The 24,969-nt window shown below is 72.7% G+C and carries 20 protein-coding genes; 4 read left to right on the top strand and 16 right to left on the bottom strand.

Features of this window, described 5'->3' with window-relative positions; translation table 11 throughout:
* Window positions 1–71 precede the first annotated feature (71 nt).
* The gene (locus ACIQMU_RS29170) at window positions 72–521 is read left to right on the top strand and encodes an adenylyltransferase/cytidyltransferase family protein (protein WP_352243849.1); all 450 of its coding nucleotides are present in this window, start codon (window positions 72–74) and stop codon (window positions 519–521) included.
* Here ACIQMU_RS29170 and ACIQMU_RS29165 read toward each other — a convergent pair.
* The 9 genes from ACIQMU_RS29165 to ACIQMU_RS29125 form a co-directional block, all read right to left on the bottom strand.
* Window positions 490–1,245: a CDP-alcohol phosphatidyltransferase family protein gene (locus ACIQMU_RS29165; RefSeq protein WP_402690041.1), complete on the bottom strand. Its 756-nt coding sequence runs from the start codon at window positions 1,243–1,245 to the stop codon at window positions 490–492. The two genes, ACIQMU_RS29170 and ACIQMU_RS29165, sit on opposite strands and share 32 nt — an antisense overlap.
* A 161-nt stretch (window positions 1,246–1,406) precedes the next feature.
* Window positions 1,407–1,760 (bottom strand): monovalent cation/H(+) antiporter subunit G, encoded by a 354-nt coding sequence (gene mnhG / locus ACIQMU_RS29160; protein ID WP_352243851.1) that lies wholly within the window; start codon window positions 1,758–1,760, stop codon window positions 1,407–1,409.
* Window positions 1,757–2,080, bottom strand: a complete 324-nt coding sequence (locus ACIQMU_RS29155) for a monovalent cation/H+ antiporter complex subunit F (RefSeq protein ID WP_352243852.1) — start codon at window positions 2,078–2,080, stop codon at window positions 1,757–1,759. Before ACIQMU_RS29155 ends, mnhG begins: the two co-directional genes overlap by 4 nt.
* On the bottom strand, window positions 2,077–2,706 hold the full coding sequence (locus ACIQMU_RS29150) for a Na+/H+ antiporter subunit E (protein ID WP_352243853.1): 630 nt from the start codon (window positions 2,704–2,706) through the stop codon (window positions 2,077–2,079). The genes ACIQMU_RS29155 and ACIQMU_RS29150 overlap by 4 nt, the downstream gene beginning before the upstream one ends.
* Entirely contained in the window at window positions 2,703–4,355 is a 1,653-nt protein-coding gene (locus ACIQMU_RS29145) for a Na+/H+ antiporter subunit D (RefSeq protein WP_352243854.1), read from the bottom strand. Before ACIQMU_RS29145 ends, ACIQMU_RS29150 begins: the two co-directional genes overlap by 4 nt.
* Window positions 4,352–4,969, bottom strand: a complete 618-nt coding sequence (locus ACIQMU_RS29140) for a Na(+)/H(+) antiporter subunit C (RefSeq protein WP_352243855.1) — start codon at window positions 4,967–4,969, stop codon at window positions 4,352–4,354. Before ACIQMU_RS29140 ends, ACIQMU_RS29145 begins: the two co-directional genes overlap by 4 nt.
* Window positions 4,966–7,869: a Na+/H+ antiporter subunit A gene (locus ACIQMU_RS29135; protein WP_352243856.1), complete on the bottom strand. Its 2,904-nt coding sequence runs from the start codon at window positions 7,867–7,869 to the stop codon at window positions 4,966–4,968. Before ACIQMU_RS29135 ends, ACIQMU_RS29140 begins: the two co-directional genes overlap by 4 nt.
* A gap of 272 nt (window positions 7,870–8,141) precedes the next feature.
* Window positions 8,142–8,543: a RidA family protein gene (locus tag ACIQMU_RS29130; RefSeq protein WP_402690040.1), complete on the bottom strand. Its 402-nt coding sequence runs from the start codon at window positions 8,541–8,543 to the stop codon at window positions 8,142–8,144.
* Window positions 8,540–9,850 carry an acyl-CoA dehydrogenase family protein gene (locus tag ACIQMU_RS29125; RefSeq protein ID WP_402690039.1) on the bottom strand — a complete coding sequence of 437 codons (1,311 nt, stop codon included), beginning with the start codon at window positions 9,848–9,850 and terminating at the stop codon, window positions 8,540–8,542. The genes ACIQMU_RS29130 and ACIQMU_RS29125 overlap by 4 nt, the downstream gene beginning before the upstream one ends.
* A gap of 150 nt (window positions 9,851–10,000) precedes the next feature.
* On the opposite strand from ACIQMU_RS29125, the gene ACIQMU_RS29120 reads away from it, so the two are divergent.
* Window positions 10,001–11,743, top strand: coding sequence for an AMP-binding protein (locus tag ACIQMU_RS29120; RefSeq protein WP_352243859.1), 1,743 nt, complete (start codon window positions 10,001–10,003; stop codon window positions 11,741–11,743).
* 4 nt (window positions 11,744–11,747) lie between these two features.
* Window positions 11,748–12,569, top strand: a complete 822-nt coding sequence (locus ACIQMU_RS29115; protein WP_352243860.1) for a PaaX family transcriptional regulator C-terminal domain-containing protein — start codon at window positions 11,748–11,750, stop codon at window positions 12,567–12,569.
* A gap of 78 nt (window positions 12,570–12,647) precedes the next feature.
* Here the strand turns inward: ACIQMU_RS29115 and ACIQMU_RS29110 are convergent, their stop codons facing one another.
* Both ACIQMU_RS29110 and ACIQMU_RS29105 read right to left on the bottom strand, forming a co-directional pair.
* Window positions 12,648–14,972, bottom strand: a complete 2,325-nt coding sequence (locus tag ACIQMU_RS29110) for a bifunctional salicylyl-CoA 5-hydroxylase/oxidoreductase (RefSeq protein ID WP_402690068.1) — start codon at window positions 14,970–14,972, stop codon at window positions 12,648–12,650.
* A gap of 56 nt (window positions 14,973–15,028) precedes the next feature.
* Complete coding sequence (locus ACIQMU_RS29105) at window positions 15,029–15,856, bottom strand: enoyl-CoA hydratase family protein (RefSeq protein ID WP_402690038.1); 828 nt, start codon at window positions 15,854–15,856, stop codon at window positions 15,029–15,031.
* A gap of 283 nt (window positions 15,857–16,139) precedes the next feature.
* On the opposite strand from ACIQMU_RS29105, the gene ACIQMU_RS29100 reads away from it, so the two are divergent.
* Window positions 16,140–16,589, top strand: coding sequence for an ATP-binding protein (locus ACIQMU_RS29100; protein ID WP_097867015.1), 450 nt, complete (start codon window positions 16,140–16,142; stop codon window positions 16,587–16,589).
* On the opposite strand, the gene ACIQMU_RS29095 is transcribed toward ACIQMU_RS29100, so the two are convergent.
* The 5 genes from ACIQMU_RS29095 to ACIQMU_RS29075 form a co-directional block, all read right to left on the bottom strand.
* On the bottom strand, window positions 16,540–18,027 hold the full coding sequence (locus ACIQMU_RS29095) for an amino acid permease (RefSeq protein ID WP_352243862.1): 1,488 nt from the start codon (window positions 18,025–18,027) through the stop codon (window positions 16,540–16,542). The two genes, ACIQMU_RS29100 and ACIQMU_RS29095, sit on opposite strands and share 50 nt — an antisense overlap.
* A 230-nt stretch (window positions 18,028–18,257) precedes the next feature.
* Window positions 18,258–19,262: an ornithine carbamoyltransferase gene (gene argF, locus ACIQMU_RS29090; RefSeq protein ID WP_352243863.1), complete on the bottom strand. Its 1,005-nt coding sequence runs from the start codon at window positions 19,260–19,262 to the stop codon at window positions 18,258–18,260.
* A gap of 111 nt (window positions 19,263–19,373) precedes the next feature.
* Window positions 19,374–20,609, bottom strand: coding sequence for an arginine deiminase (locus ACIQMU_RS29085; RefSeq protein ID WP_402690037.1), 1,236 nt, complete (start codon window positions 20,607–20,609; stop codon window positions 19,374–19,376).
* Between the two features lie 88 nt (window positions 20,610–20,697).
* Window positions 20,698–23,388, bottom strand: a complete 2,691-nt coding sequence (locus tag ACIQMU_RS29080) for a polynucleotide kinase-phosphatase (protein ID WP_402690036.1) — start codon at window positions 23,386–23,388, stop codon at window positions 20,698–20,700.
* Window positions 23,385–24,896, bottom strand: coding sequence for a 3' terminal RNA ribose 2'-O-methyltransferase Hen1 (locus tag ACIQMU_RS29075; protein WP_402690035.1), 1,512 nt, complete (start codon window positions 24,894–24,896; stop codon window positions 23,385–23,387). Before ACIQMU_RS29075 ends, ACIQMU_RS29080 begins: the two co-directional genes overlap by 4 nt.
* Between the last annotated feature and the right edge of the window lie 73 nt (window positions 24,897–24,969).

Genomic DNA, 24,969 nt, shown 5'->3' with positions numbered 1-24,969 from the left:
CACAAGTGTTCTTCACAGTAAGGTCGTTGGGACATCACCGGATCAGGTTCACCGTGGGGGGAGAGATACGGATGATGCAGCACAGGGTGGGGTACGCGCCCGGGGTGTACGACCTTTTCCACGTCGGGCACCTCAACATTCTGCGGCACGCCCGCAGCCAGTGCGACTACCTGGTGGCGGGGGTCGTATCGGACGAGATGGCCACGCTCGCCAAGGGCCACACGCCGGTGATCCCGCTGCGCGAGCGCCTGGAGATCGTCCGCAGTGTGCGCTTCGTGGACGCCGCGTTCGTGGAGACCGTGCCGGACAAGGTTGAGACCTGGCAGCAGGTGCGGTTCGACGTGATCTTCAAGGGCGACGACTGGCGGGGCACGGAGAAGGGGGAGAAGCTGGAACGCGACTTCGCCGAAGTGGGCGTGGAGGTCGTCTACTTCCCGTACACCGTGCACACGTCCAGCAGCCAGCTGCGCCGTGCGCTGGACGTGCTCGTCAGCCGCCCCGGAGCGCTCTCAGCTCCTTGAACCACTTGGCGAGGAAAGCCGCAAGGAACAGCGTGTGCACCACCGCCAGCACGGCGTACCCGGCGCGGAAGGCCCCGGGTGCGCCGAGCAGCAGGAACACCAGGCAGAACACCCCGTAGTCGGCGGGCAGCAGCGCCACGGCCCGCACCCGGGAGACGGGTACCGCCGGCACCGCCCAGGACGGTCCCCGGGAGCCGGGGCCTCGCGGGGCCACGCCCGCCGCCGCCTTGCCGAGCTGTTCACGCAGCAGCCCCGCGCAGAAGGTCACCACAGCGGCCAGCTGGAAGCCCAGCGGCAACAGCAGCCATGCCTGCGAGGGCAGTTCACCGAAGCGGTAGAAGGAGATCAGGACGGCGGTGTGGACGAGGAGCAGCTTCCCGCAGTCCACGACATGGTCCAGCCACTCCCCGTCGGGCCCTCCCCGGCCGGTGAGCCGGGCGAGCTGCCCGTCGGCGGAGTCGAGGGCGAAACCGGCCGCGAGAGCCGCGTAGACCGCGACGGCGAGCGTCCAGGACGGCTCGACGAGCGCGACAGCGGCGAGTGCGCCGTAGGTGAACAGCGCGCTAGTCGCCGTCACTTGATTGGGCGTCATGCCCGCCCAATACGCCCCGGCCGCGAGCACGCGCCCGGCGGGGCGGTTCACGTACCGCGAGTAGAGCGAGACGCCCTTGGCGCTCTTCTGGGCGCCGCGCAGTTCGCGCAGCACCGTGCCCGTGCTTCCCATACGCCCCCCAGCGTCCGGCATTGCCCGCATCATGGCATGCGAACAGCGGCCCGTGGGCGCTCTTCGGCGGTCGGGTCGCCGGGATCTCGCTCACGCGGGCCAGCTGCCGGTGGGGCCGCGCGCAGCCTCCGCCGCGTCCGTGCCGCCGGAGCCGTGCCGGGTCACTCGCCGTCGGTGAGCTGCTCGTCGAGTTCGTCGAAGAGCAGCCGGCCGTGCTCGATCTGGCCGGTGCGGTACGCGGAGCGGGCCACCAGGTGCGAGGCCACCGGCCCGGTGAGCATCTGGAAGAAGGCGATGAGGGCGAGAGTGGCGAGCTCCATGCCGCCGCGCAACCGCAGCGCGACGCCGGCGAGGACCAGGATGATGCCGAGGGTCTGTGGCTTGGTCGCCGCGTGGCTGCGGGAGAGGACGTCGGGGAGGCGGATCATGCCGATCACGCCGAGCAGGCAGATGGCGGCGCCGATGAGCAGCAGCACCGCGCCGGCCGTGTCGGCGATCTGAAGCCAGAGGCTCACAGCGGGCCCTCCTGGGAATCGTCGGACCGCGGGGTGCGGGGCCGGTCGCGTACGGCGATGAAGCGGGCGATGCCCACCGAGCCGGTGAACCCGAGGAATGCCAGCACCAGCATGATCGGGAAGTAGAAGGGGTCGCGTTCGAACGCGGACTTGGCGGCGAGGCCGGCGATGATCAGGGCCGCGCAGACGTCCAGCGAGATCGCCCGGTCCAGCATGGAGGGGCCGCGCCAGATCCGGGCCAGCAGCAGGGCCCCGGCGACCAGGATCAGTACGACGGCGGCGGTCAGCAGAATCCGGTCGGCCTGTTCGGGTGCGGTCATGGTGCGGGCCTCCCGGCGGCGAGCTGGGGCGGTGGCGGGGGTTCGGCGACGCGGGCGATCTCGTCGGGGGTGCCGAAGGCCCGTACGGTCAGTTCCTCCAGCCGCCACACCTGGCGTCGGGCGGCGTCGAGTTCCTCGGGCCGGTCGGCGTCCAGGACGTGCAGGAAGACGGTCGCGGTGGCCCGGCGCACCTCGACGATGGAGCCGCCGGGGACGTTGGAGAGGGCGACGGCGGTGGCGGCGAGCATCAGGTCGCTGCGGCAGCGCAGGGGGACGCCGATGACGGCGGCCTGATGGGGCAGGCCGGAGAAGATCTGCCAGGTGACCCGCACACCCGAGGTGTACATGTCGTAGAAGAGGTAGCCGGCCAGGCGGAGGATGCCCCAGAGGTGGAGCCGCAGTCCGAGGTCGACCCGGGGCAGGGGGAAGGCGAGGCAGACGACGACCGAGACCACCAGGCCGGTCAGGACGTTGGCCCAGGTGAGGGTAGACCAGAGCAGCACCCAGATGGCGGTGAGCCAGGCGATCAGCGGCAGGTCCAGCACCCGTCGGCGGCGGGTGCCGAACTCGCAGCTGAACGGCGGCAGACCGGCGCTGCGGAACGAGAGGCTCAGGATGCGTCTCACCGGCCCAGCACCTCCTGGATGTAAGGCGACCTCTGGAGGATCTCGGCGGCCGTGCGGTCGGTGTAGGAGATGAGCGGGCCGGCGAACACGGTGAAGGCGAGGCCGATCCCGATGGTGACCGCGGTGGCCGCGGTCATGGGGCGGGGCAGTCGGTTCGTGGTGATGACGGCCGGTCCGGGCGAGGTCGCGGCGACGGCCCGGCCCGCCGGGCGCTGTGCCGGTGCGACGCCCTCGTCGCCGGTGCCGTGGATGCGGTCGGGGCCCGCGTCCGGGTCGTCGTCGCTGTCGTCACCGGACTCCAGGACCGTGCCGGCGGCGACCGCGCCCGGCGGGGCGGCGCGCCAGAAGGCCAGGTTCCAGACCTTGGCGACCACGTACAGCGTCAGCAGGCTGGTGGCCGCCGCACCGGCGACCAGCGCCCAGGCCCAGCCGCCGCCGTCGGCGACGCCCGCGCGCATCAGCCCCAGCTTGCCGATGAAGCCGGACAGCGGAGGGATTCCGGCGAGGTTCATGGCGGGGACGAAGAACAGCAGGGCGAGCATCGGCGCCGCTTTGGCCAGGCCGCCGATCCGGGTCAGTTCCGTGGTGCCGTTCCGGCGTTCGACGAGTCCGGCGACGAGGAACAGCGTCGTCTGGACGGTGATGTGGTGGGCGACGTACACGATGGCCCCGCCGTACGCCTCGCGGGTGGCGAGGCCGATTCCGAAGACCATGTAGCCGATGTGGCTGATCAGGGTGAAGGAGAGCAGCCGCTTCAGGTCCGTCTGGGCGACCGCGCCGAGGATGCCGATGACCATCGAGGCCAGCGCGACGGCCATCAGGAGGTCGCCGACGCGGTTGCCGGGGAAGAGCAGGGACTCGGTGCGCAGCATGCAGTAGACGCCGACCTTGGTGAGCAGTCCGGCGAAGACGGCGGTCACGGGGGCCGGGGCCGTCGGGTAGGAGTCCGGGAGCCAGGCGGCGAGCGGGAAGACGGCGGCCTTGATCGCGAAGACGGTCAGCAGCAGCACCTGGATCAGGGTCCGTACGCCGGTGGGGAGTTCGGCCAGCCGTGCGGCGAGCTGGGCGAAGTTCGCGGTGCCGGTGGCCGCGTAGGTCATGGCGATGGCGGTGAGGAAGAGCATCGAGGAGAACAGCGAGACGATCACGTACGTGGAGCCCGCCCGCATCCGGGGGCCGGTGCCGCCGAGGGTGAGCAGGACGAAGCTGGCGACCAGCATGATCTCGAAGCCGACGTAGAGGTTGACGAGGTCGCCCGCGAGGAAGGTGCAGGAGACACCGGCGACGAGGATCAGATAGGCGGGGTGGAAGACGGCGAGGGGGGTCTCCTTGTCCCGGTCGGTCATGCCCTGGCCGAGGGAGTAGACGAGCACGCAGAGCGTGACCGCCGAGGAGACCGTGAGCATCAGTCCGGACAGCCGGTCGGCCACCAGGGTGATGCCGAGCGGCGGGGCGAAGTCGCCGAGGTGGACGGAGAGCGGACCCTGCCGGTCGGCGGCGACCATGAGGATCGCCGAGAGCGCGGTGACAGCGGTGAGCACGGCCACGCTGATGAAGCGCTGGAAGCGCCCCAGCCGGGTACCGAAGGCCAGGCTCAGGCCGGTGGCGCACAGCGGCAGCAGCACCGGCAGCGGGACGAGCGCGTTCATGCGTCGGCTCCTCGGTCGCGGGGGTAGCGGTCGTCCGCCTCGGCGTCGCCGTCGCCTGCGTAATCCTCCGGGTCCGCGCCCAGCACGTCGTTCCACAGGTCGCCGGAGGCGTCGCGGCCCCGGGCCTGGCGGGCGCGGTCGGCGCGGAGCCGGTGGCGGAGCCGGCGGCGCTCCTCCCGGTAGCGCTCGCGCTCCTCGGCGGTGGGTTCGTCTCCCGACCGGAACTGCGCGCGCAACTGCGCTCGCTCGCTGAGGACTTCGGCGCGCAGCACGATGCGGCGGTCCTCCAGGTCATCGTGGACCTCGTCGGTGCCGGTGATCTGGTGGCTGCGGTAGGCCATGGCCAGCAGGAACGCGGTGGTGGCCAGGGTGATGACGAGGGCGGTCAGGGCGATGGCCTGCGGCAGCGGGTCGGTGACCCGGCTCAGAGACACCCCGTACAGCAGGGGCGCGGCGCCGGCGGCGCCGGTGGAGGCGAGGATCAGCAGGTTGATCCCGTTGCCGAGGATGACGGCGCCGAGCAGGATGCGGGTCAGCGGGCGGGTGAGCAGGAGGATGCCGCCGACGGCGCAGAGCACGACGGCGGTGGCGAGGAGCGAGGCGCTGACGGTCACCGGGAGGGCCCTCCCGCCTCGGGGCCGCCTTCGGGGACGAGGACGCCCGCCGCCCGTTCGATCTGCCGGTCGACCTTGGCGCCGAGGGCCCGCACGATGTCCAGGACGACGCCGAGGACCAGCAGGTAGACGCCGAAGTCGAAGAGGACGGAGGTGCTGAGGTGGTAGGCGCCGAAGACCGGCAGCTCTCCGTAGTGCGTGAAGGCGTGCAGAACCGTGCCTTCCGAGAGTCCGAGCAGGGCCACCCCGGTGCAGACGAAGAGGCCGAGGCCGGTGAAGAGTCCCGGTTGCAGGGGGGCCGCCTCGGCGAGTTCGAAGCGGCCGCCCGCCAGGTAGCGGGTGATCAGGGCGACCCCGGCGACGAGTCCGGCGACGAAACCGCCTCCGGGCAGGCTCTCGGCGCAGAACAGCAGGTAGACCGAGAGCACCAGGATCGGGTGGAACAGCAGCCGGGCCACCACCTCGAAGACGACCGAGCGGTGCTCGGGGGCGAGGGTCGCTCCGGCGGCCAGCCAGCCGCGCTCGGGGGCCGCGTCGTCGCCCTGCGGCAGCTTGGAGGAGTGGTGGGCGGACAGCGACCAGGCGGTGCGGCCCCGCAACTCCTCCTGGATCATGGAGCCGTCGCTGCGGCGATGCAGGTAGATGAGGCTGGTGACGCCGACCGCGGCCGCGGCGAGGACGGCGGACTCCCCCATCGTGTCCCAGGCGCGCAGGTCGACGAGGATGACGGCCACGACGTCCTTGAGCCCGTGGTCGGCGACCTCCCGGACCATGGCCGCGCCGGCCGGTTCGGCGGTGCGCGCGGCGGCGGCGACCCACATCCCGACACCGACGGTGGCGGCTGCCGCGAGGGCCACGGGGATGTGGGCGACCCGGCGCCAGGTGCTCACGGTCTCGTGGAAGTGGACGGGCATCCGGCGCAGCACCAGCACGAAGACGATCATCGCGACCGTCTCGACGCAGAACTGCGTCAGGGCGAGGTCCGGCGCTCCCTGGACGACGAAGAGCAGTGCGGTGCCGTACCCGGTCAGGCCCGCCAGGACGACGGCCTTCATGCGCCGCCGCACGGTCAGGCACAACAGGGCGGCGGCACAGGTCAGGACGGCGACCGCGCCCTGGAGCGGGTTGTCCCAGAGCCGGGGTGGCGCGGCCCCGTCCCAGGGGGTGTCGACCAGGAGCACGCCGAGTTGTCCGCCGAGCATGACGAGCAGGGCGGTGGCCAGGTACACGGAGAGGGAACCGCGCTGGATGAAGCCGGTGACCTGGAGGGCGAGACGTTCCTGCCCGAGCAGCAGATGGCCGAAGACGCTGTCGGCGGTGGGCCAGGCGATCCGGCGGGAGATCCGGGTGACGCGGTCGCGGCCGAGGAAGAGCACCACGCCACCGGCCCAGGCGAGAGCCGACAGGAGCAGGGCGAGGCCGAACCCGTGCCAGAGGGCGAGGTGGTAGGGCTTTCCGTCGGCGGGGAACGTGTCGGCGTAGGCGCCCAGCAGCCGGTCCGTCCAGCCGACGCCGGGACCGAGGACCAGACCGAGGACGGCGAGCAGGGCGGGCGGGGCGAGGAAGGCCGCCCCGACGTGGTGCACGGGTGTGTCGGGGACGCCGGGTTTGCGGGCGAACGCGCCCCAGACGAACCGCAGGGTGTAGGCGGTGGTCACGGCGGAACCGGCGACGACGACGGCCAGTGCCCACCGGTCGGCGGTGGAGCCGTGCAGCAGCGCCTCGAACGCGGCCTCCTTCGCGGCGAAGCCGAGCAGCGGCGGGATGGCGGCCATGGAGGCGGCGGCGAGCGCGGCGACGCCGGCGACGTACGGCAGGGAGCGCCCGACCCCGGACAGCCGGCGCAGGTCACGGGTGCCGGCGGCGTGGTCGACGATGCCGGTGACGAGGAACAGCGGGGCCTTGAAGAGGGCGTGGCCGAGGATCAGGGCGACGGCGGCGAGGGCGGCGTCGCGGTTTCCGGTCCCGGCGAGCACGGTGAGGAAGCCCAGCTGGCTGACGGTGCCGTAGGCGAGGACCAGCTTGAGGTCGTTCAGGCGCAGTGCCCGCCAGCCGCCGAGCAGCATGGTCGCGCCGCCGAGGACGAAGACGAGCGGTTTCCAGACGGGGACGTCGGCGAAGGCGGGGGCGAGCCGGGCGATCAGGTAGACCCCGGCCTTGACCATCGCGGCGGCGTGCAGATAGGCGCTGACGGGGGTCGGCGCGGCCATGGCGTTCGGCAGCCACATGGAGAACGGCCAGATCGCGGACTTGGACAGGGCCCCGCACAGCACGAGGACGACGGCGACGGATACGGCGAGTGTCGTCTCGGGTGGATCGGCGACGATCGCGGAGATCCGGTACGTACCGGCGGCCTGACCGATGATCAGGAAGCCGATGAGCATGGCGAGGCCGCCGAAGGTGGTGACGACGAGGGCCTGGAGGGCGGAGCGGCGGCTTTGCCGCTGTTCGCTGCCGTGTCCGATCAGCAGGTAGGAGAAGACCGTCGTCAGCTCCCAGAACACGTAGAGCGTGATCAGGTCGTCGGCCAGCACCAGGGCGAGCATCGCGCCCGCGAAGGCGAGGAGGTTTCCGGCGAAGCGGCCCAGTCGCGGGGTGTCGTCGGTGAAGTAGGAGGCGCAGTAGAGCAGGACGAGCGCGCCGACCCCGGCGGCGAGCAGCACCATCAGTTCGGCCGGCGCGTCCAGGCGCAGGTCCAGGGCGACGCCGTAGTCCGGGATCCACTGCCAGGACCAGGTGTCCGCGCCCGACGACGCGACGGTGTTCCAGCGGGTGAAGGCCCAGACGGTGGCCGCCGCCGGGGGCAGGGCCAGCACGACGAAGGCGCGTCGGCCGAGCCGGTGCACCAGCGGGCCCGCGCAGGCCGCCAGGGCGAAGTGGGCGGCGATGAGCGCGATCACCGAGGGGTGTCCGGTTCGGGCGGCGGAGCATCCGGAATAAAGGGCACTAAATACAGATATATCTCTCGAGGCCGATTCACCCGACCGGCGCGCCGCGCACCTTCCGGCCCACTGAGTTCGAGCCTCGGGCGCGGCCGTGAGGTGGAGCGCCCCGTCCGCGTGCGGCGACACCTGGGCGGGGGCGTCGGGGGCCCCGCCGGGCATCCCGCGGTCGCGCCGCCACTCGGACGGGCGGCGGCGGGACGGTGAACCGCCGGCCCCGGGTGGGCGGCTCAGGGCAGGACCGCGGTCCCGTCGATCTCGACCATCGCCTGCTCGTCCCAGAGCCGGGCGACGCCGATGACGGCCATCGCCGGGTATTCGCGCCCCGCGAGTCTGCGCCAGATGCGGCCCAGCTCGGCGGCGTGGGCCCGGTAGTCGGCGACGTCGGTGGCGTAGACGGTGACCCGGGCCAGGTCGGCGGGGGCGCCGCCGGCCGCGTGGAGAGCGGTGAGCAGATTGCCCAGCGCGACGGCGAACTGGTCGGGCAGGGTGGCCCCGACGACCTCGCCGTCCGGGTCGAGCGCGGTCTGCCCGGCGAGGAAGACCAGGTGCCCGCCGGTGGCGACGACCGCGTGCGAGAAGCCGGTGGGCGGGGAGAGTTCGGCCGGGTTGATCCGGTGGGACGGGCTCATGCGGGCGGCTCCTGGGTGAGGCGCGCGGACCTCCGCGCGGCGGACTCCTGCTCGGCGGGCGTGCGGGCCGGGTACTCCTGGGCGGGAAGCCCGTCGGCGCGGGACTCGTGGGCGGGGGAATCCCGGGCGTGGGGCTCGTGAGCCGGCGGCTGCGGGGCCGGGGGTCCCTGGGCAGCGGCCGTCGGGCGCTCGGCGGCGTCCGCGTACAGCTCCTTGGCGATGATGGTGCGCTGTACCTCGCTCGCACCCTCGTAGATCCGCGGCGCGCGGACCTCGCGGTAGAGGTGTTCCAGCAGGTGGCCCACGCGCAGGGCGCGGGCTCCGTGCAACTGGACGGCGGCGTCGACGACGTACTGCGCGGTCTCGGTGGCGTACAGCTTGGCCATCGCCGCGCGGCGCGGCACGCCGCTCTCCCCCGCGTCGTACGCCGCTGCCGCCGCGTACACCAGGAGGCGGGCGGCCTCCGTGCGGGTGGACATCTCGGCTACCTGGTGCGAGACGGCCTGGAGGCCGCTGAGCGGACCGCCGAACGCGGTGCGCCGGGCCGTGTGCTCCAGGGTGGCGTCGAGGGCGGCCCGGGCCATCCCGACGGCGAAGGCCCCGACGCTCGGGCGGAAGAGGTTGAGGGTGTTCATCGCGACCCGGAAGCCCCGGTCGGGCTCGCCGAGCACGTCGTCGGCGGTGACGGGCACACCGTCGAACTCCAGGGTGCCGATGGGGTGCGGGGACAGCATGTCGAGGGCGGAGCCGGTGAGCCCGGGGCGGTCGGACGGCACCAGGAACGCGGTGACGCCCCGGGACCCCGCGCCGGGGGTCGTCCGGGCGAAGACGACGGCGAAGTCGGCCTCCGGGGCGTTGGAGATCCAGCACTTCTCACCGGTGAGCGCCCAGCCGTCCCGGGTGGGTTCGGCTGCCAGGCCGAGGGCCGCCGCGTCGGAGCCCGCGCCGGGCTCGCTCAGCGCGAACGCCGCGACGGCCCGCCCGGCCCGGACCTCGGGGAGCCAGCGCTCGCGGTGCGCCGGAGTGCCCGCCTGGACGACGGGGGTGGTCCCGAGCCCCTGGAGGGCGAGCGCCGTCTCCGCCTCCGTGCAGCCCCGGGCCAGGGACTCCCGCAGCAGGCACAGGTCCAGTGCCCCGGAGCCCAGCATCCGGCCGAGGAGGCCCAGCTCGCCGAGGGCGGCCAGCAGCGGGCGGTTGACGCGTCCGGGCTCCCCCTCCTCCGCCAGCGGGCGCAGCTTCTGGGCGGCGAGGGTGCGCAGCTCCTCGCACCAGGCGGTTTGTTCCGGTTCGAGGGAGAATGCCGTCATGGCGGCGCCTCTCTTGTCGCGTCGTGTCGCGTGTCCTGTCGCGAGGTGCGGCATCGCGTCGCATGGCCTCACCCGTCATGTCTTATCGCGGACCGTTGACTACCGTCACTCAAACGATACGCTCCAGAGGCGACAAGGGGGCGATCCTTCATGGAGCCGAATTCCTCGCCGAACACGCCCACAGCCGCCGCCGACGCGTCCGTACGCGTCCCCGGTGCGCATCCGGAACCGTCCGGGCACGCCGCCGGCGCCCACGCCGACACCTTTACGCGCGACCATCTCCCGCCGCCGGAGCAGTGGCCTGAACTCCTCCTGGAGGACCCCGCCCCGCGCTACCCCGACCGGCTGAACTGCGGGCACGAGCTGCTGGACCGCACCGTCGAGGAACGGGGCGCCGACCGCCCCGCGCTGCGCTCCGGCGACGGCGGGGTCTGGAGCTACGGCGAGCTGCTGGAGACGGTGGACCGCATCGCCCACGTGCTGACCGAGGACCTGGCCGTGGTGCCGGGCAACCGGGTGCTGCTGCGCGGGCCGACCACGCCCTGGCTGGCCGCCTGCTGGCTCGCCGTCATGAAGGCGGGCGCGGTCGCCGTCACCGTGCTGGCGCAGGCGCGCGCGAGCGAGCTGTCCACGATCTGCTCGCTGGCGCGGATCAGCCACGCTCTGTGCGACGCCAGGTCGGCGCGGGACCTGGCGGAGGCGGACGTGGACGGCCTGCGGGTCACGCTGTTCGGCGGGGACGGGCCCGGGGACCTGGCCCGGCTCGCCGAGGGCCGGACGGGCCCGTACCGGGCTGTGGACACGGCCGCCGACGAGGTCGCGCTCATCGCGTTCACCTCCGGGACCACCGGGCGCCCCAAGGGCTGCATGCACCTGCACCGGGACCTGCTGGCCATCGCCGACACCTTCTCCCGGCACGTGCTGCGCCCCTCGGCCGACGACGTGTTCGCGGGCAGCCCTCCGCTGGGCTTCACGTTCGGTCTGGGCGGGCTGCTGGTCTTCCCGCTCCGGGCCGGGGCCTCGACGCTGCTGCTGGAGCAGGCGGGCCCGCGGCAGCTGCTGCCCGCCCTGGTCCGGCACCGGGTCTCCGTGCTGTTCACCGCCCCGACGGCCTACCGCACGATGCTCGGGCAGCTGGACGGGCACGACCTCTCGGCGCTGCGGCGCTGTGTGTCGGCCGGGGAGAACCTGCCGGCGGCCACCTGGCGGGCCTGGCACGAGGCGACGGGGCTGCGCATCATCAACGGCATCGGGGCCACCGAACTGCTGCACATCTTCATCTCGGCGGCCGACGACGCAATCCGGCCGGGCACGACGGGGGTGCCCGTGCCGGGCTGGCAGGCCCGGGTGGTGGACGAGCGCGGGGACGAGCTGCCCGACGGCGAGGCGGGGCTGCTGGCCGTGCGCGGCCCGGTGGGGTGCCGCTATCTCGCCGACCCGCGGCAGACGGAGTACGTCCGGCACGGCTGGAACATGACCGGCGACACCTTCGTCCGCGAACCGGACGGCTACTTCCGCTACGTGGCCCGCGCCGACGACATGATCATCTCCTCCGGCTACAACATCGCCGGCCCCGAGGTCGAGGACGCCCTGCTGCGCCACCCCGAGGTCGCGGAGGCCGCCGTGGTGGGCCGGGCGGACGAGCTGCGCGGCTCGATCGTGGTGGCGCACGTGGTGCTGCGGGAGGGCTCGGAACAGACCGCGGACTCGCTGCGCGCCCATATGAAGGCCGGCCTGGCCCCGCACAAGTGCCCGCGCGTCTTCGTCTTCCAGGACTCCTTGCCGAGGACCGCGACCGGCAAACTCCAGCGGTTCCTGCTGCGTGAGAGGGAAGCGCCCCGCCGATCGGAGCCGCCTGCCGGGCAGGACGCCCCGCCGGCACCTCTAGAGTGATCACGTGGCCGAGTTGCGCACCCCCCGCTCCCTGATCATCACGCTCTACGGCGCCTACGGCCGTCCGCCGGACGGCGCTCCGTTCGCGGTGTCGGAGTTGATCCGCCTGCTGCACGCCGTCGGCGTGGACGCCCCCTCCGTACGCTCCTGCGTCTCGCGGCTGAAACGGCGTGGTCTGCTGGTGGCCGCCCGTGCGGCGGACGGCTCGGCGGGCTACGCCCTGTCGGCGGACGCCCGGCAGCTGCTCGACGACGGCGACCGGCGGATCTACCGGCGACCCGCACCGCTGCTCGCCGACGGCTGGGTGCTCGCGGTGTTCTCCGTGCCCGAGGCGGAGCGCAGCAAGCGCCACCTGTTGCGCTCCCGGCTGGCCCGCCTCGGCTTCGGCACGGCCGCGCCCGGGGTGTGGATCGCACCGGCCGGGTTGTACGAGGAGACGCGGCACACCCTGGAACGGCTCGAACTCGCCCCGTACGTCGACCTGTTCCGCGGCGATCACCTCGGCTTCGCCGCCACCCGCGAGGCGGTGGCCCGCTGGTGGGACCTGGACGTGGTGGCGCGCCTGCACCACGACTTCCTCGAACTGCACGAGCCGGTGCTGCGGGACTGGGAGTCGTCCGGGGCCGCCGACGGCGCACCCCGTCCGCAGACCGCCTACCGGGACTACCTGCTGGCGCTCGACTCGTGGCGGCAACTCCCCTACGCGGACCCGGGCCTGCCGCCGGAGCTGCTGCCCGGGGACTGGCCGGGCAACCGGTCGGCGGAGGTGTTCGGCCGGCTGCACGCGCGGCTGCGGGACGCCGGGGAGCGGTTCGTACGCGGGTGAGCGCGCGGCCCGGCGACGGCCCGCGCGGGGGCGCCCAGCCGTCCCGGTCCTTTCCGGCCGGGCACGGCGAGGCGGACCTCACCGCGGACCGAGCCGGGGCTTCTGTCCGTCGGCGCGGCCGGTCGGGGGCGGGCGGCTGCCCGCGCGGTACGGGAGGGGCCACGGCGCGCCGGGGCCGGTGTAGCCCTGTTCGGCCGCCGCGTGCAGGGTCCAGTGCGGGTCGTGGAGGTGCGGGCGGCCCAGGGCGCAGAGGTCGGCGCGGCCCGCCAGCAGCAGGGAGTTGACGTCGTCCCAGGAGGAGATCGCGCCGACCGCGATGACGGGGACGCCGACGGCGTTGCGGATCCGGTCGGCGTACGGGGTCTGGTAGGAGCGGCCGTACTCGGGGCGCTCATCGGGCACGACCTGGCCGGTGGAGACATCGATGGCGTCGGCCCCGTGGGCGGCGAAGGCGCGGGCGATCGTGACGGCGTCCTCGGTGTCGGTGCCGCCCTCGGCCCAGTCGGTGGCGGAGATCCGCACGGTCATCGGCCGCTCCCGCGGCCACACTTCCCGGACGGCGTCGAAGACTTCGAGGGGGAAGCGCAGCCGCCCGGCCAGCGAGCCGCCGTAGGCGTCGGTGCGGTGGTTGGTGAGCGGGGAGAGGAAGCCGGAGAGCAGGTAGCCGTGCGCGCAGTGGAGTTCGAGGAGATCGAAGCCACAGCTCGCGGCGCGCCGGGCGGCAGCCCTGAACTGACCGCGCACGGCGTCCAGTCCGGCCCGGTCCAGCTCTGCGGGGACCTGGCTGACGCCGGGCTCGTACGGGAGCGGGGAGGCGGCCGTCAGCGGCCAGTTGCCGCTCTCCAGCGGCTGGTCGATGCCCTCCCACATCAGTTTCGTGGAGCCCTTGCGGCCGGAGTGGCCGAGCTGCACGCCGATGGCGGCGCCGGGTGCGGAGGTGTGGACGAAGTCGGTGATCCGCCGCCAGGCGGCTGCCTGTTCGCCGTTCCACAGGCCCGTGCAGCCGGGGGTGATACGGCCCTCGGGGCTGACGCAGACCATCTCGGTCATGGTGAGCCCGGCTCCTCCGAGCGCGCGGGCTCCGAGGTGGACGAGGTGGAAGTCGGCGGGGAGCCCGTCCACGGCGGAGTACATGTCCATGGGCGAGACGACCACGCGGTTGCGCAGTTCGAGGCCGCGCAGCCGCAACGGGGTGAACATCGGCGGGGTGCCGGGCGGGCAGCCGAACTCCTCCTCGACGGCGGCGGTGAACGAGCCGTCGCGCAGCCGGAGGTTGTCGTGGGTGACCCGGCGGCTCCGGGTGAGCAGGTTGAAGGCGAAGCGCCGGGGCGGCTGGTCCACGTAGCCGGCCAGGTCCTCGAACCAGCGCAGGCTGGCGGCGGCCGCGCGCTGGGTGGAGGCGACGGCCGGGCGGCGCTCGGCCTCGTACGCGGCCAGGGCGGCGGGAAGGTCCGGCTGTTCATCGACGCAGGCGGCCAGCGCCACCGCGTCCTCGACGGCGAGCTTGGTTCCGGACCCGATGGAGAAGTGGGCGGTGTGAGCCGCGTCCCCGATGAGCACCGTGTTTCCGTGGGACCAGCGGGAGTTGACGACCGTGCGGAAGGCGAGCCAGGAGGACCTGTTGCCGCGCAGCGGGCGGCCGTCCAGGGCTTCGGTGAAGAACTTCGCGCAGCGGGCGGCGGATTCGGCCGCGTCGCAGGTGTCGAGCCCGGCGGCGAGCCACACCTCCTCGCGCATCTCGACGATGACGGTGGAGGCGTCCGCTTCGTACGGGTATCCGTGCAACTGCATGACGCCGTAGGGGGTTTCGGCGATCTCGAAGCGGAAGGCGTCGAGCGGGAAGCCTGCGGCGAGCCAGATGTAGCGGTTGCGGTGTTCGGTGAGGCCCGGGCCGAAGACGTCGGCGTGCGCCGCCCGGGTGGCGCTGTGGACCCCGTCGGCGGCGACGACCAGGTCGTGGCGGGCGGCCAGCTCGGCGGCGGGCGGCGCCTCGGTCCGGAAGCGGAGGTCGACGCCCAGACCGGCGCAGCGCTCGTGCAGGACCTCCAGGAGCCGACGGCGTCCGAGGGCGGCGAAGCCGTGGCCGCCGGAGGTGTGGGTCCGGCCGCGGTGGACGATGTCGATGGTGTCCCAGCGGACGCATGAGCGGCTCAGCGTCCGGTACACCTCGGGGTCGGCGTGTTCGATGCCGCCGAGGGTCTCGTCGGAGAGGACGACGCCGAAGCCGAAGGTGTCGTCGGGGGCGTTGCGCTCGAAGACGGTGACCTCGCGGTCCGGGCCCAGCCGCTTGAGGAGGGCCGCGGCGTAGAGGCCGCCGGGGCCGCCGCCGATGACCGCGATCCGGCGTACGGCCGAGGGGCCCTGCCGGGGGGCGGTGGCCGCGTCCGGGCGCGGTGCGGTCACGGGGGGCGAGGCGGGGCTGTCCCGGCACGGCGCGGTCTCGGGGGCCGGCACGGCGGCTACCTTCCCTGCCACTTCGGCTGCCGCTTCTCGGTGAAGGCGGCGTGGAACTCCGCGTAGTCCTCGCCGTGCATCAGGAGGGCCTGGGTGCTGGCGTCCAGCTCGACGGAGGCGGCCAGCGGCATGTCCAGCTCGGCGGTGAGCAGGGCCTTGGTCTGGGCGAGCGCGAGGGCGGGGCCGTCGGCGAGGCGGCGGGCCAGCTCGGCGGCGCGCTCGTCGGCCTTCCCTTCCTCGGCCAGTTCGCTGATCAGTCCGATGCGCTCGGCCTCGGGGGCGCGGACGGCGTCGCCGAGCATCAGGAGCCGGGTGGCGTGGCCGAGGCCGACGACCCGGGGCAGCAGGTAGGCCGCGCCCATGTCGCCGCCGGAGAGGCCGACCCGGGTGAAGAGGAAGGCGAAGCGGGCCGACGGATCGGCGATCCGGAAGTCCGCCGCCAGCGCCAGCACGGCCCCGGCTCCGGCGGCGACGCCGTGGAGAGCGGCGATGACCGGAAAGGGGCACTCCCGCAGGGCGCGGACGACCTGTCCGGTCATCCGGTTGAAGTCGAGGAGCTGCGCGGTGTCCATGGCCAGGGTGGCGCCGATGATCTCGTCGACGTCACCGCCGGAGCAGAAGCCGCGGCCCTCACCGGCGAGGACGAGGGCGCGGACGGACCGTTCCCGGGAGAGCTCGGCGAGGAGGTCGCGCAGATCCGCGTAGGCGCCGAAGGTGAGTGCGTTGAGTTTCCGGGGGCGTGCGAATGTGACGGTGGCCACACCGTCGTCCCGGGTCAGCCGCAGATGACGCCATTCCTCGGTGCTCGGGGCCGAGCTGGGAAACGGGCTCATGGAGGGGTCCCCTTCAGCGATCGGGCTGGTGCCGGCCGTGCGCGGGTCGCGTTCCGCCTCCGAAGTTATCACCCCCACGTGACCGCCGTCACGAGGTCGCAATACGTCATCCATGAGACCGTTGTGCCGAAAGTCCCGCTTTGCTCCGGCCGACCGCCCCTATGGCCGAGCCGGAGCGGTTCGTAAGGTTGAAACCAGGAAGTCCCGACACGAGCACGACGTGAACCCGAGATGTCGAGACCTCCCGCTTCGAGGAAGACCCGCTCCCGAACGGAACCCCGCCGTGCCGCCCGACGTCCCCGTCCCCGCTTCCTGGCGCATCGCCCTGCCGCACTCCACCGCGGCGGTGCCGATCGCCCGCGCTCTCATCCGTACGGCGCTGTCCGACATCGACGCCCCGGCCGACAGCGACACCGCCGAACTGCTGACCGCCGAGCTGGTGGCCAACGCGGTCGAGCACACGCTGGGCGGTGAGCCCATCGAGCTGGTGGTGGAGCTGCTGCCCACCGGCTGCCAGGTCGAGGTGCACGACCGCGACCCCGCCCCGCCGGGCGACCTGTCCCGGCCGCAGCCGGGCTGTGAGGTCGACCCCTGGCAGGAGCACGGCCGCGGCCTGCTGCTGATCCGGACTCTCAGCTCCGCGTGCGGTCACCGCACGACGGAGCACGGCAAGGCCGTGTGGTTCACCCTTCCGGCGATACCGGCGCAGCCGGGCCCGTCCCCGGGGAGCTGACCAGCCGGGAGCGCTTGCGTCCGTAACCGGCGTACAACAGGGAGCCGACGGCCAGGAAGACCGCGAACTGGACCCAGGTCGTCCAGCCGGTCCCGTACATCAGATACAGGCAGAACACGACGCCCAGGAGCGGGCTCACCGGGTAGAGCGGCACCCGGAAGGTGCGCTTCAGCTCGGGATTGCGGCGACGGAGCACGATCACCGCGGCGTTGACGGCGACCATCGTGGCGAGGGTGCCGATGGTCGTCAGGTTCACGACGACGTCGAGCGGGACGAAGGCCGCCGGGACCGCGAAGACGCAGGCGACGATCCAGGTGTTGGCGACCGGGGTGTGCGTCCTGGGCGAGACCCGCTCGAAGACGCGCGGGATGAGCCCGTCACGGGACATCGACATCAGGATGCGGGTCTGTCCGTACATCACGGCGAGCACCACCGAGGCGATGGCGACGACCGCGCCGAAGGCGATGACGCCGCCGCCGACCGTGGAGCCGGTGACCTGGTTCACGGCGATCGAGAGGGCGGCGCTCTTGTTCGCGACGGCGTCCGAGCCGATCGCGCCGATGGCCGAGAGTGCCACCGCACAGTAGAGCAGCGTGACGACGCCGATGCAGATCAGGATCGCGATGGGGATGTTCCGCCGGGGGTTCTTGACCTCTTCGCCGGCGGTGGTGATGGCGTCGAAGCCGATGTAGGAGAAGAACGCGAGCGAGGCGCCCGCGGTGATCCCGCCGAGCCCGTGGGTCGCGAACGGCATGAGGTTGTCGTCCTGGAACGCGCTGAAGGCCACCGCGCAGAAGGCGACCAGGATGCCGATCTTGAGGATCGCCATGGCGGCGGTGGCGGTCGCGCTCTCCCGGACTCCGCGTACCAGCAGCGTGGCGGCCATGGCGATCACGACGACCGCGGGCAGATTGACCACACCGCCGTCGCCGGGCCCGGAGGACAGGGCCTCGGGCAGTTCCCAGCCGATGACGCTGTTCAGCAACTCGTTGACGTACTGGCTCCAGCCGACCGCGACGGCGGAGACCGAGACGCCGTACTCCAGGAGCAGGCACCAGCCGACGAGGAAGGCGGTGCGCTCGCCGAGCGCCGCGTACGCGAAGGAGTACGAGCTTCCGGAGACCGGGATGGCGCTGCCCAGCTCCGCGAAGGACAGCGCGGTGAAGATGCAGGTGATCGCCGCGAGGACGAACGAGATCACGACGGCCGGGCCGGCCTCGGCGACGCTGTCGGACAGCCCGACGAAGATGCCGGTGCCGACGATCGCACCGACGCCGAAGCAGACGAGCTGGAAGAGGCCCATCGTCCGCTTGAGGCCGTGGCCCTCCAGGTCTCCGCCGGACTCGGCGATCAGCTGATCGGGACTCTTGCGGCGCGCGCCCGCCTTCGGGGGGCCGGGGCTCTGCGGGGTGCCGGAACGCGGCAGACCGGGGCTCATGCGGGACGTTCTCATCTCTGGTGGAGCGGTGGGGGGACGTTGCCCGGTGCGCACGGCGGCCGTGGGGGCCCCGGGCGACATGGGAAGGGGCCCGGGCATGTGCGAGCCCGAACCCCATCAAGAGGCGACATCGTAGCCACCACCACGCATGTTCACCCAATCGGGTGTATGAGCATGCGAACCCGTCCCCCGTACCCGTACGGGAGGGCCGCACCCTCCGCGGCGGCGGGCTACGCCCCGGCCAGGGCCGCCACCAGTACGGCCTTGATCGTGTGCATCCGGTTCTCCGCCTGGTCGAAGACGACCGAGTGCGCGGACTCGAAGACCTCGTCGCTGACCTCCAGCTCGGCCAGCCCGTGGGTGGCGTGGACGTCGCGGCCCACCTGGGTGCCGAGGTCGTGGAAGGCCGGCAGGCAGTGCAGGAAGGCCACGTCCGGATTGCCGGTGGCCCGCAGGACGTCCATCGTCACGGCGTACGGCGCGAGTGCGGCGATGCGCTCGGCCCAGACCTCCTTGGGCTCCCCCATCGAGACCCAGACGTCGGTGGCGACGAAGTCGGCGCCCCGGACGCCCCGCGCGACGTCCTCGGTGAGGGTGATCGTCGCGCCGCTGGCCTCGGCGAGCTCCCGGGCCCGTGTGACGACGGAGCGGTCCGGCCAGTACGCCTCGGGGGCCACGATCCGGACGTCCAGGCCGAGCAGGGCGCCGGTGATCAGATAGGAGTTGCCCATGTTGAAGCGGGCGTCGCCGAGGTAGGCGAAGACCGCCCCCGCCACGGGCCCCTCGCGGCGCTCGGTCATGGTGAGCACGTCGGCGAGCATCTGGGTGGGGTGCCAGTCGTCGGTGAGCCCGTTGAAGACCGGCACCCCGCCGTACGCGGCCAGCTCCTCGACGGTCCGCTGGCTGTCGCCCCGGTACTCGATCCCGTCGAACATCCGGCCGAGCACCCGGGCGGTGTCCTTCACCGACTCCTTGTGGCCCATCTGGGAACCCGAGGGGTCGAGATAGGTGGTGGAGGCGCCCTGGTCGGCGGCGGCGACCTCGAACGCGCAGCGGGTCCGCGTCGAGGTCTTCTCGAAGATCAGCGCGATGTTCTTCCCGCGCAGCCGCTGGACCTCGGCCCCCGCCTTCTTGGCCGCCTTCAGCTCGGCGGCCAGGGAGACCAGGCCGAGGAACTCCTCGGAGGTGAAATCCAGCTCCTTGAGGAAGTGGCGGCCGGTGAGGTCTATGGCCATGATGACTGCTCCTGGGTCGGGCGGGGATCGGCGCACTGCGCACGGGCGGACTGGAAGTCTATACGATACCTCGCATCTCTATACAGGACCGGGTCGCCGTCCGCAGGGTCCTCATGCCACCGGGTCCCGCTCGACCGGGCAGCTCATGCAGCGCGGTCCGCCGCGCCCGCGGCCCAGCTCACTGCCCCGGATCTCGATCACCTCGATGCCCTGCTTGCGCAGATGCGTGTTGGTCGTGGCGTTGCGCTCGTACGCGACGACGACGCCGGGCTCGACGGCGAGCACGTTGCAGCCGTCGTCCCACTGCTCGCGCTCGGCTGCGTGCACGTCCTGGGTGGCGGTGAGCACCCGGACGGAGTCGAGGCCGAGGGCGGCCGCGATGGCGCGGTGCATGTGCTCGGGCGGATGGTCGGTGACCTTCAGCTCGCGGGGGCCGCTGCCGGGCTCGATGGTGTACGAGCGCAGCATGCCAAGACCGGCGTACTGGGTGAACGTGTCACCGTCGACCATGGTCATCACCGTGTCGAGGTGCATGAACGCCCGGGCCTTGGGCATGTCGAGCGCCACGATCGTGCGCGCCGAACCGGCGTCGAAGAGGCCGCGCGCGAGCATCTCCACCGCCTGCGGCGTGGTGCGCTCACTCATCCCGATCAGGACCGCCCCCTGGCCGATGACCAGGACGTCACCGCCCTCGATGGTGGAGGGATAGTCGTCCTGACCCTCCGACCAGTGGTGGAAGGCGCCCGCCTCCGCACCGGTGAAGAGGGGGTGGTGCCGGTAGATGGCCTCGAAGTGGACGGTCTCGCGCTGCCGGGCCGGCCAGCGCATCGCGTTGATGGAGACCCCGTCGTAGATCCACGCGGAGGTGTCCCGGGTGAAGAGGTGGTTGGGCAGCGGGGCGAGCAGGAAGTCGTCCAGGTCCATCACGTGGAAGCGGACCGAGACCGGCTCGCTGTGCCGCTCCAGGAACTCCCGCTTGGTCATGCCGCCGACCAGCGCCTCCGCCAGCTCCGCCGGGGACAAGGTCTCGTAGGCGGCCCGCAGGTGCTCGGTGGCGAGCGGACCGTACTCCTTCTCGTCGAAGACCCGGTCGAGCACCAGCCGCCGCGCCACCGGGATGGCGAGGGACTCGCGCAGGAGATCCCCGAAGAAGTGCACCGCGACCCCCCGGTCGCGCAGGACGTCGGCGAACCCGTCGTGCTCCTCCCGGGCGCGGCGCACCCACAGGACGTCGTCGAACAGGAGCGCGTCCTTGTTCCTGGGGGTGAGCCGCTTCAGCTCCAGATCGGGTCGGTGCAGTATGACGCGGCGCAGCCGCCCGGTTTCGGAGTCGACATGGAATCCCATGCCTTCATCCTCACCGCGCGGAGCGCGGTTCACCCGGCGAACCGCCCACCGGTTCCACGGGGCGCACGCGACGGGCGCCCCTCCCCCGTCAGAGCCGGGGGTCCACCGGCTCCGACTCCAGGGCCAGGACGGCGAACACCGCCTCGTGGACCCGCCACAGCGGCTCGCCGTCCGCCAGCCGCTCCAGCGCCTCCAGGCCGAGCGCGTACTCCCGGAGCGCCAGCGAGCGCTTGTGACCGAGGAACCGGGAGCGCAGCCGATCCAGATTCTCCGGACGGGTGTACTCGGGGCCGTAGATGATGCGGAGATACTCCCGGCCGCGCACCTTGATGCCGGGCTGGACGAGCCGGCCCCCGGCGTTGCGGACGAGTGCTCCGAGCGGCTTGACGACCATGCCCTCGCCGCCGCGCCCGGTCATCTCCAGCCACCAGTCCACGCCGGAGCGCACGGAGTTCTCGTCCCCGGTGTCGACGATCAGCCGACGGGTGACCTGGAGCAGCCCCGTCCCGTCGTGCTCGACGAGCCGGTCCAGCCAGGCCAGTTGCTCGTCGTGCGGCACGGACGCCAGGGACCGGCCCTGGACGGCGAGGATCTGGAACGGAGCGATCCGCATCCCCTCCAGCCCTTCGGTGGGCCAGCAGTAGCGCCGGTACGCCTCGGTGAACGCGGCCGCGTCCTGCGCCCGGGCACGCTGGTTCCCGGCCAGGCCGGCCACGTCGACGCCCCGGGCCACCGCCTGCTCCAGGGCGGCGACAGCCGGCGGGAAGACCGCACCGGCCGCGGCGCCGACGGCGGCGTACTGCGAGCGCAGCAGCCCGCCGGCCTTGAGCGACCACGGCATCAGCTCGGCGTCCAGGAGCACCCAGTCGGTGTCCCACTCCGTCCAGAGTCCGGCGGCGGTGACGGCGGCGCGGAGCCGGGCCAGGACCGTCTCGGTCATGGCCGTGTCGTCCAGGAACGGCCGCCCGGTGCGGGTGTACAGCGCGCCGGTGGGGCCCGCCGTGCCGAAGCGCGCGGTCGCGGCGTCCGCGTCCTTGCAGACCAGGGCGACGGCCCGGGAGCCCATGTGCTTCTCCTCGCACACGACCCGCTCGACGCCGTCGGCCGCGTACTGAGCGAACGCCTCGGCGGGGTGCTCCAGGAAGCCTTTTTCGCGGGAGGTGGCGGTGGGCGCCATCGTGGGCGGGAGGTAGGCGAGGAGCTGTGGGTCGACGGCGAACCGGCTCATCACCTCCAGCGCGGCGGCGGCGTTCTCCTCGCGCACGGCGACACGGCCCATGTGCCGGGTCTCCACGACCCGGCGGCCCTGGACGTCGGCGAGGTCCAGCGGCCGGCCCTCCCGGCCCCCGGGCGCCTCGGTGGTCAGCGGCTTGACGGGCTCGTACCAGACCTTCTCGGCGGGTACGTCGACGAGTTCACGCTCCGGCCAGCGCAGGGCGGTCATCCTCCCGCCGAAGACGGCCCCGGTGTCGAGACAGATGGTGTTGTTGATCCAGGAGGTGCTGGGGACCGGGGTGTGGCCGTAGACCACGGTGGCGCGGCCCCGGTACTCCTCGGCCCACGGGTAGCGCACGGGCAGCCCGAACTCGTCGGTCTCCCCCGTCGTGTCCCCGTAGAGCGCGTGCGAACGGACCCGGCCGGAGGTACGGCCGTGGTACTTCTCGGGCAGTCCGGCGTGACAGACCACCAGCTTGCCCTCGTCCAGGACGTAGTGGCTGACCAGACCGTCGATGAACTCCCTGACCTGCCCCCGGAACTCGGGGTGCTCGGCGTCCTCGCGCTCCAGTTGCTCGACCGTCTCCGCCAGCCCGTGGGTGAGCTGGACCTTGCGGCCCGCGAGATAGCGGCCGAGCTTGTTCTCGTGGTTGCCGGGGACGCACAGGGCGTTGCCCGCCGACACCATGGACATGACCCGGCGCAGCACGCCGGGGCTGTCGGGGCCCCGGTCGACGAGGTCGCCGACGAACACGGCGGTACGCCCCTGGGGGTGGGCTCCGTCCACATAACCAAGGGTGCCGAGCAGGGTGTCCAGCTCGGAGCGGCAGCCGTGGACGTCCCCGATGATGTCGAACGGGCCGGTGAGGTGGCGCAGGTCGTTGTAGCGGCGCTCCAGGACCACCTCGGCGCTCTCGGCCTCCGCCTCGGTGCGCAGGACGTGCACCTTGCGGAAGCCCTCGCGCTCCAGGCCGCGCAGGGAGCGCCGCAGCTCGCGGCGGTGCCGCTGGATGACATGGCGCGGCATGGAGGCGCGGTCGGGGCGGGCGGCGTTGCGGGCGGCGCAGACCTCCTCGGGGAGGTCGAGGACGATGGCGATGGGCAGGACGTCGTGCTTCCGGGCCAGCTGGACGAGCTGCTTGCGGCTCTCGGACTGGACGCTGGTGGCGTCGATCACGGTGAGCCGCCCGGCTTCCAGGCGCTTGCCGGCGATGTAGTGCAGCACGTCGAAGGCGTCGCGGCTGGCGCTCTGGTCGTTCTCGTCGTCGGCGACCAAGCCCCGGCAGAAGTCCGAGGAGAGGACCTCGGTCGGCTGGAAGTGCTTGCGGGCGAAGGTGGACTTGCCCGATCCGCTGGCGCCGATGAGGACGACGAGGGAGAGGTCGGTCACCGGCAGGACGCGCGCCGAGCTCTCGGCGGCGGGCCCCGTGTCCGTGGCGGGTGCCGCCTCGGTGGCGGATGTCGCGCCGGTGGCCGATGCCGCCCCGGTGGCGGGTGTCGCGTCGATGGCGGGTGCCGCCCCGGTGGCGGGTGTCGCGTCGGTTGTGCCGTGGTCGCTGTTCATGCGGCTTCCGCCTCCTTCTTCCCGGTCGTTCCGCTGGTCTCTCTGGTCCCGGTGGTCCCGGTGGTTTCCGTGGTCCGGGTGAACACGGCCATCTGCGTCGGCGGCCCCACCTCGGGGTCGTCGGGCCCGACGGGCACGTACCGGACGGTGTATCCGTGTCGTTCGGCGACCTGGCCGGCCCACTCCCGGAATTCGGCCCGGGTCCACTCGAAGCGGTGATCCCCATGTCGGGCGTGTCCGGCCGGAAGCGTCTCCCAGCGGACGTTGTACTCGACGTTCGGCGTGGTCACGAGCACCGTCCCGGGCCGCGCCGCGCCGAACACCGCGTACTCCAGCGCGGGCAGCCGGGGCAGGTCCAGGTGCTCGACGACCTCGCTGAGCACGGCGGCGTCGTAGCCCTTCAGCCGCTTGTCCGTGTAGGTCAGCGAACCCTGCCGCAGGGTGACCCGGTCGGCCTGGCGCTCACCCATCCGGTCCAGCTTGAGCCGCCGCGAGGCGATGGTGAGGGCACGCATGGAGACGTCGACGCCGACGATCTCCGTGAAGCGCACGTCCTTGAGCAGTTCCTGCACCAACTGACCCTGGCCGCAGCCCAGGTCGAGCACCCGGGTCGCCCCGGCGGCGCGCAGCGCGTCGAGGATCGCGGTGCGCCGCTGTCCGGCGAGCGGGACCGGCTTCTCCTCCGTGTCGGTGCTCTCGTCCACCGCGTTGTCGACGCTGTCCACGTCGAGGTCGTCCGACTCCGCGAGCCGCACCAGCTCCAGGGCCTGGTCGGCCTGGCGGGTGAGCCCCCAGCGGTGGGAGAGATAGCGGCGGGTGATCAGCGGCCGCTCGGGGTGGTCGGCCAGCCAGCCCTCCCCCGCCCGCAGCAGCTTGTCCACCTCGTCGGGCGCGACCCAGTAGTGCTTGGCGTCGTCGAGCACCGGGAGCAGGACGTAGAGCTGCCGCAGCGCGTCGGCGAGCCGCAACTCTCCCTCCAGCAACAGGGTCACGTAGCGCGAGTCGCCCCATGCGGGGAACTCCTCGTCCAGCGGTACGGCCGTCACCTCGACCCGCGACCAGCCGAGCGGCGCGAACAGCTTGTGCACCAGCTCGGCGCCGCCCCTGGCGGGCAGGGCGGGTACTTCGATCCGCAGCGGCAACGGGCTCCGGGCCCGCTCGGGCATGGCTCGGCAGACGCCGCCGAGCGCTGACTTGAACACGGCGGCGAGGGCGACCGACAGCAGTGAGGACGCCGCGTAGGGGCGGTCGTTGACGTACTGCGCGAGCGCCGCGTCGGGCGCCCCTCCCCGGCCCTTGCCCTTGCCGCGCCGCACCAGCGCCACCGGTTCCACCTCCAGCAGGAGTGCGGCCGTGCAGCGCTCGGCGGACGCCTCTGGGTAGAAGACGTGCGCGGAGCCGTGCGAGGTGGAGAACGTCTGCGCCTTGTCGGGATGCTTGTGCAGCAGGAAGCCCAGGTCCGTGGCGGGACGTTCAGAGGTGCCGGTCGTACCGATTGTCAGGAACACCTGTCCGAGTATGGTCCTCGCCCTCTGCCCCGACCAGGCATTTTCCGCCGCCCCGGGCGGCCTCCCCGAGCTT

This window comes from Streptomyces sp. NPDC091649 (assembly GCF_044756785.1).
Classification (GTDB): Bacteria; Actinomycetota; Actinomycetes; order Streptomycetales; family Streptomycetaceae; genus Streptomyces.
Note: the sequence above shows the minus strand (reverse complement) of the source record. Positions and strands in the feature narration are given on the sequence as shown.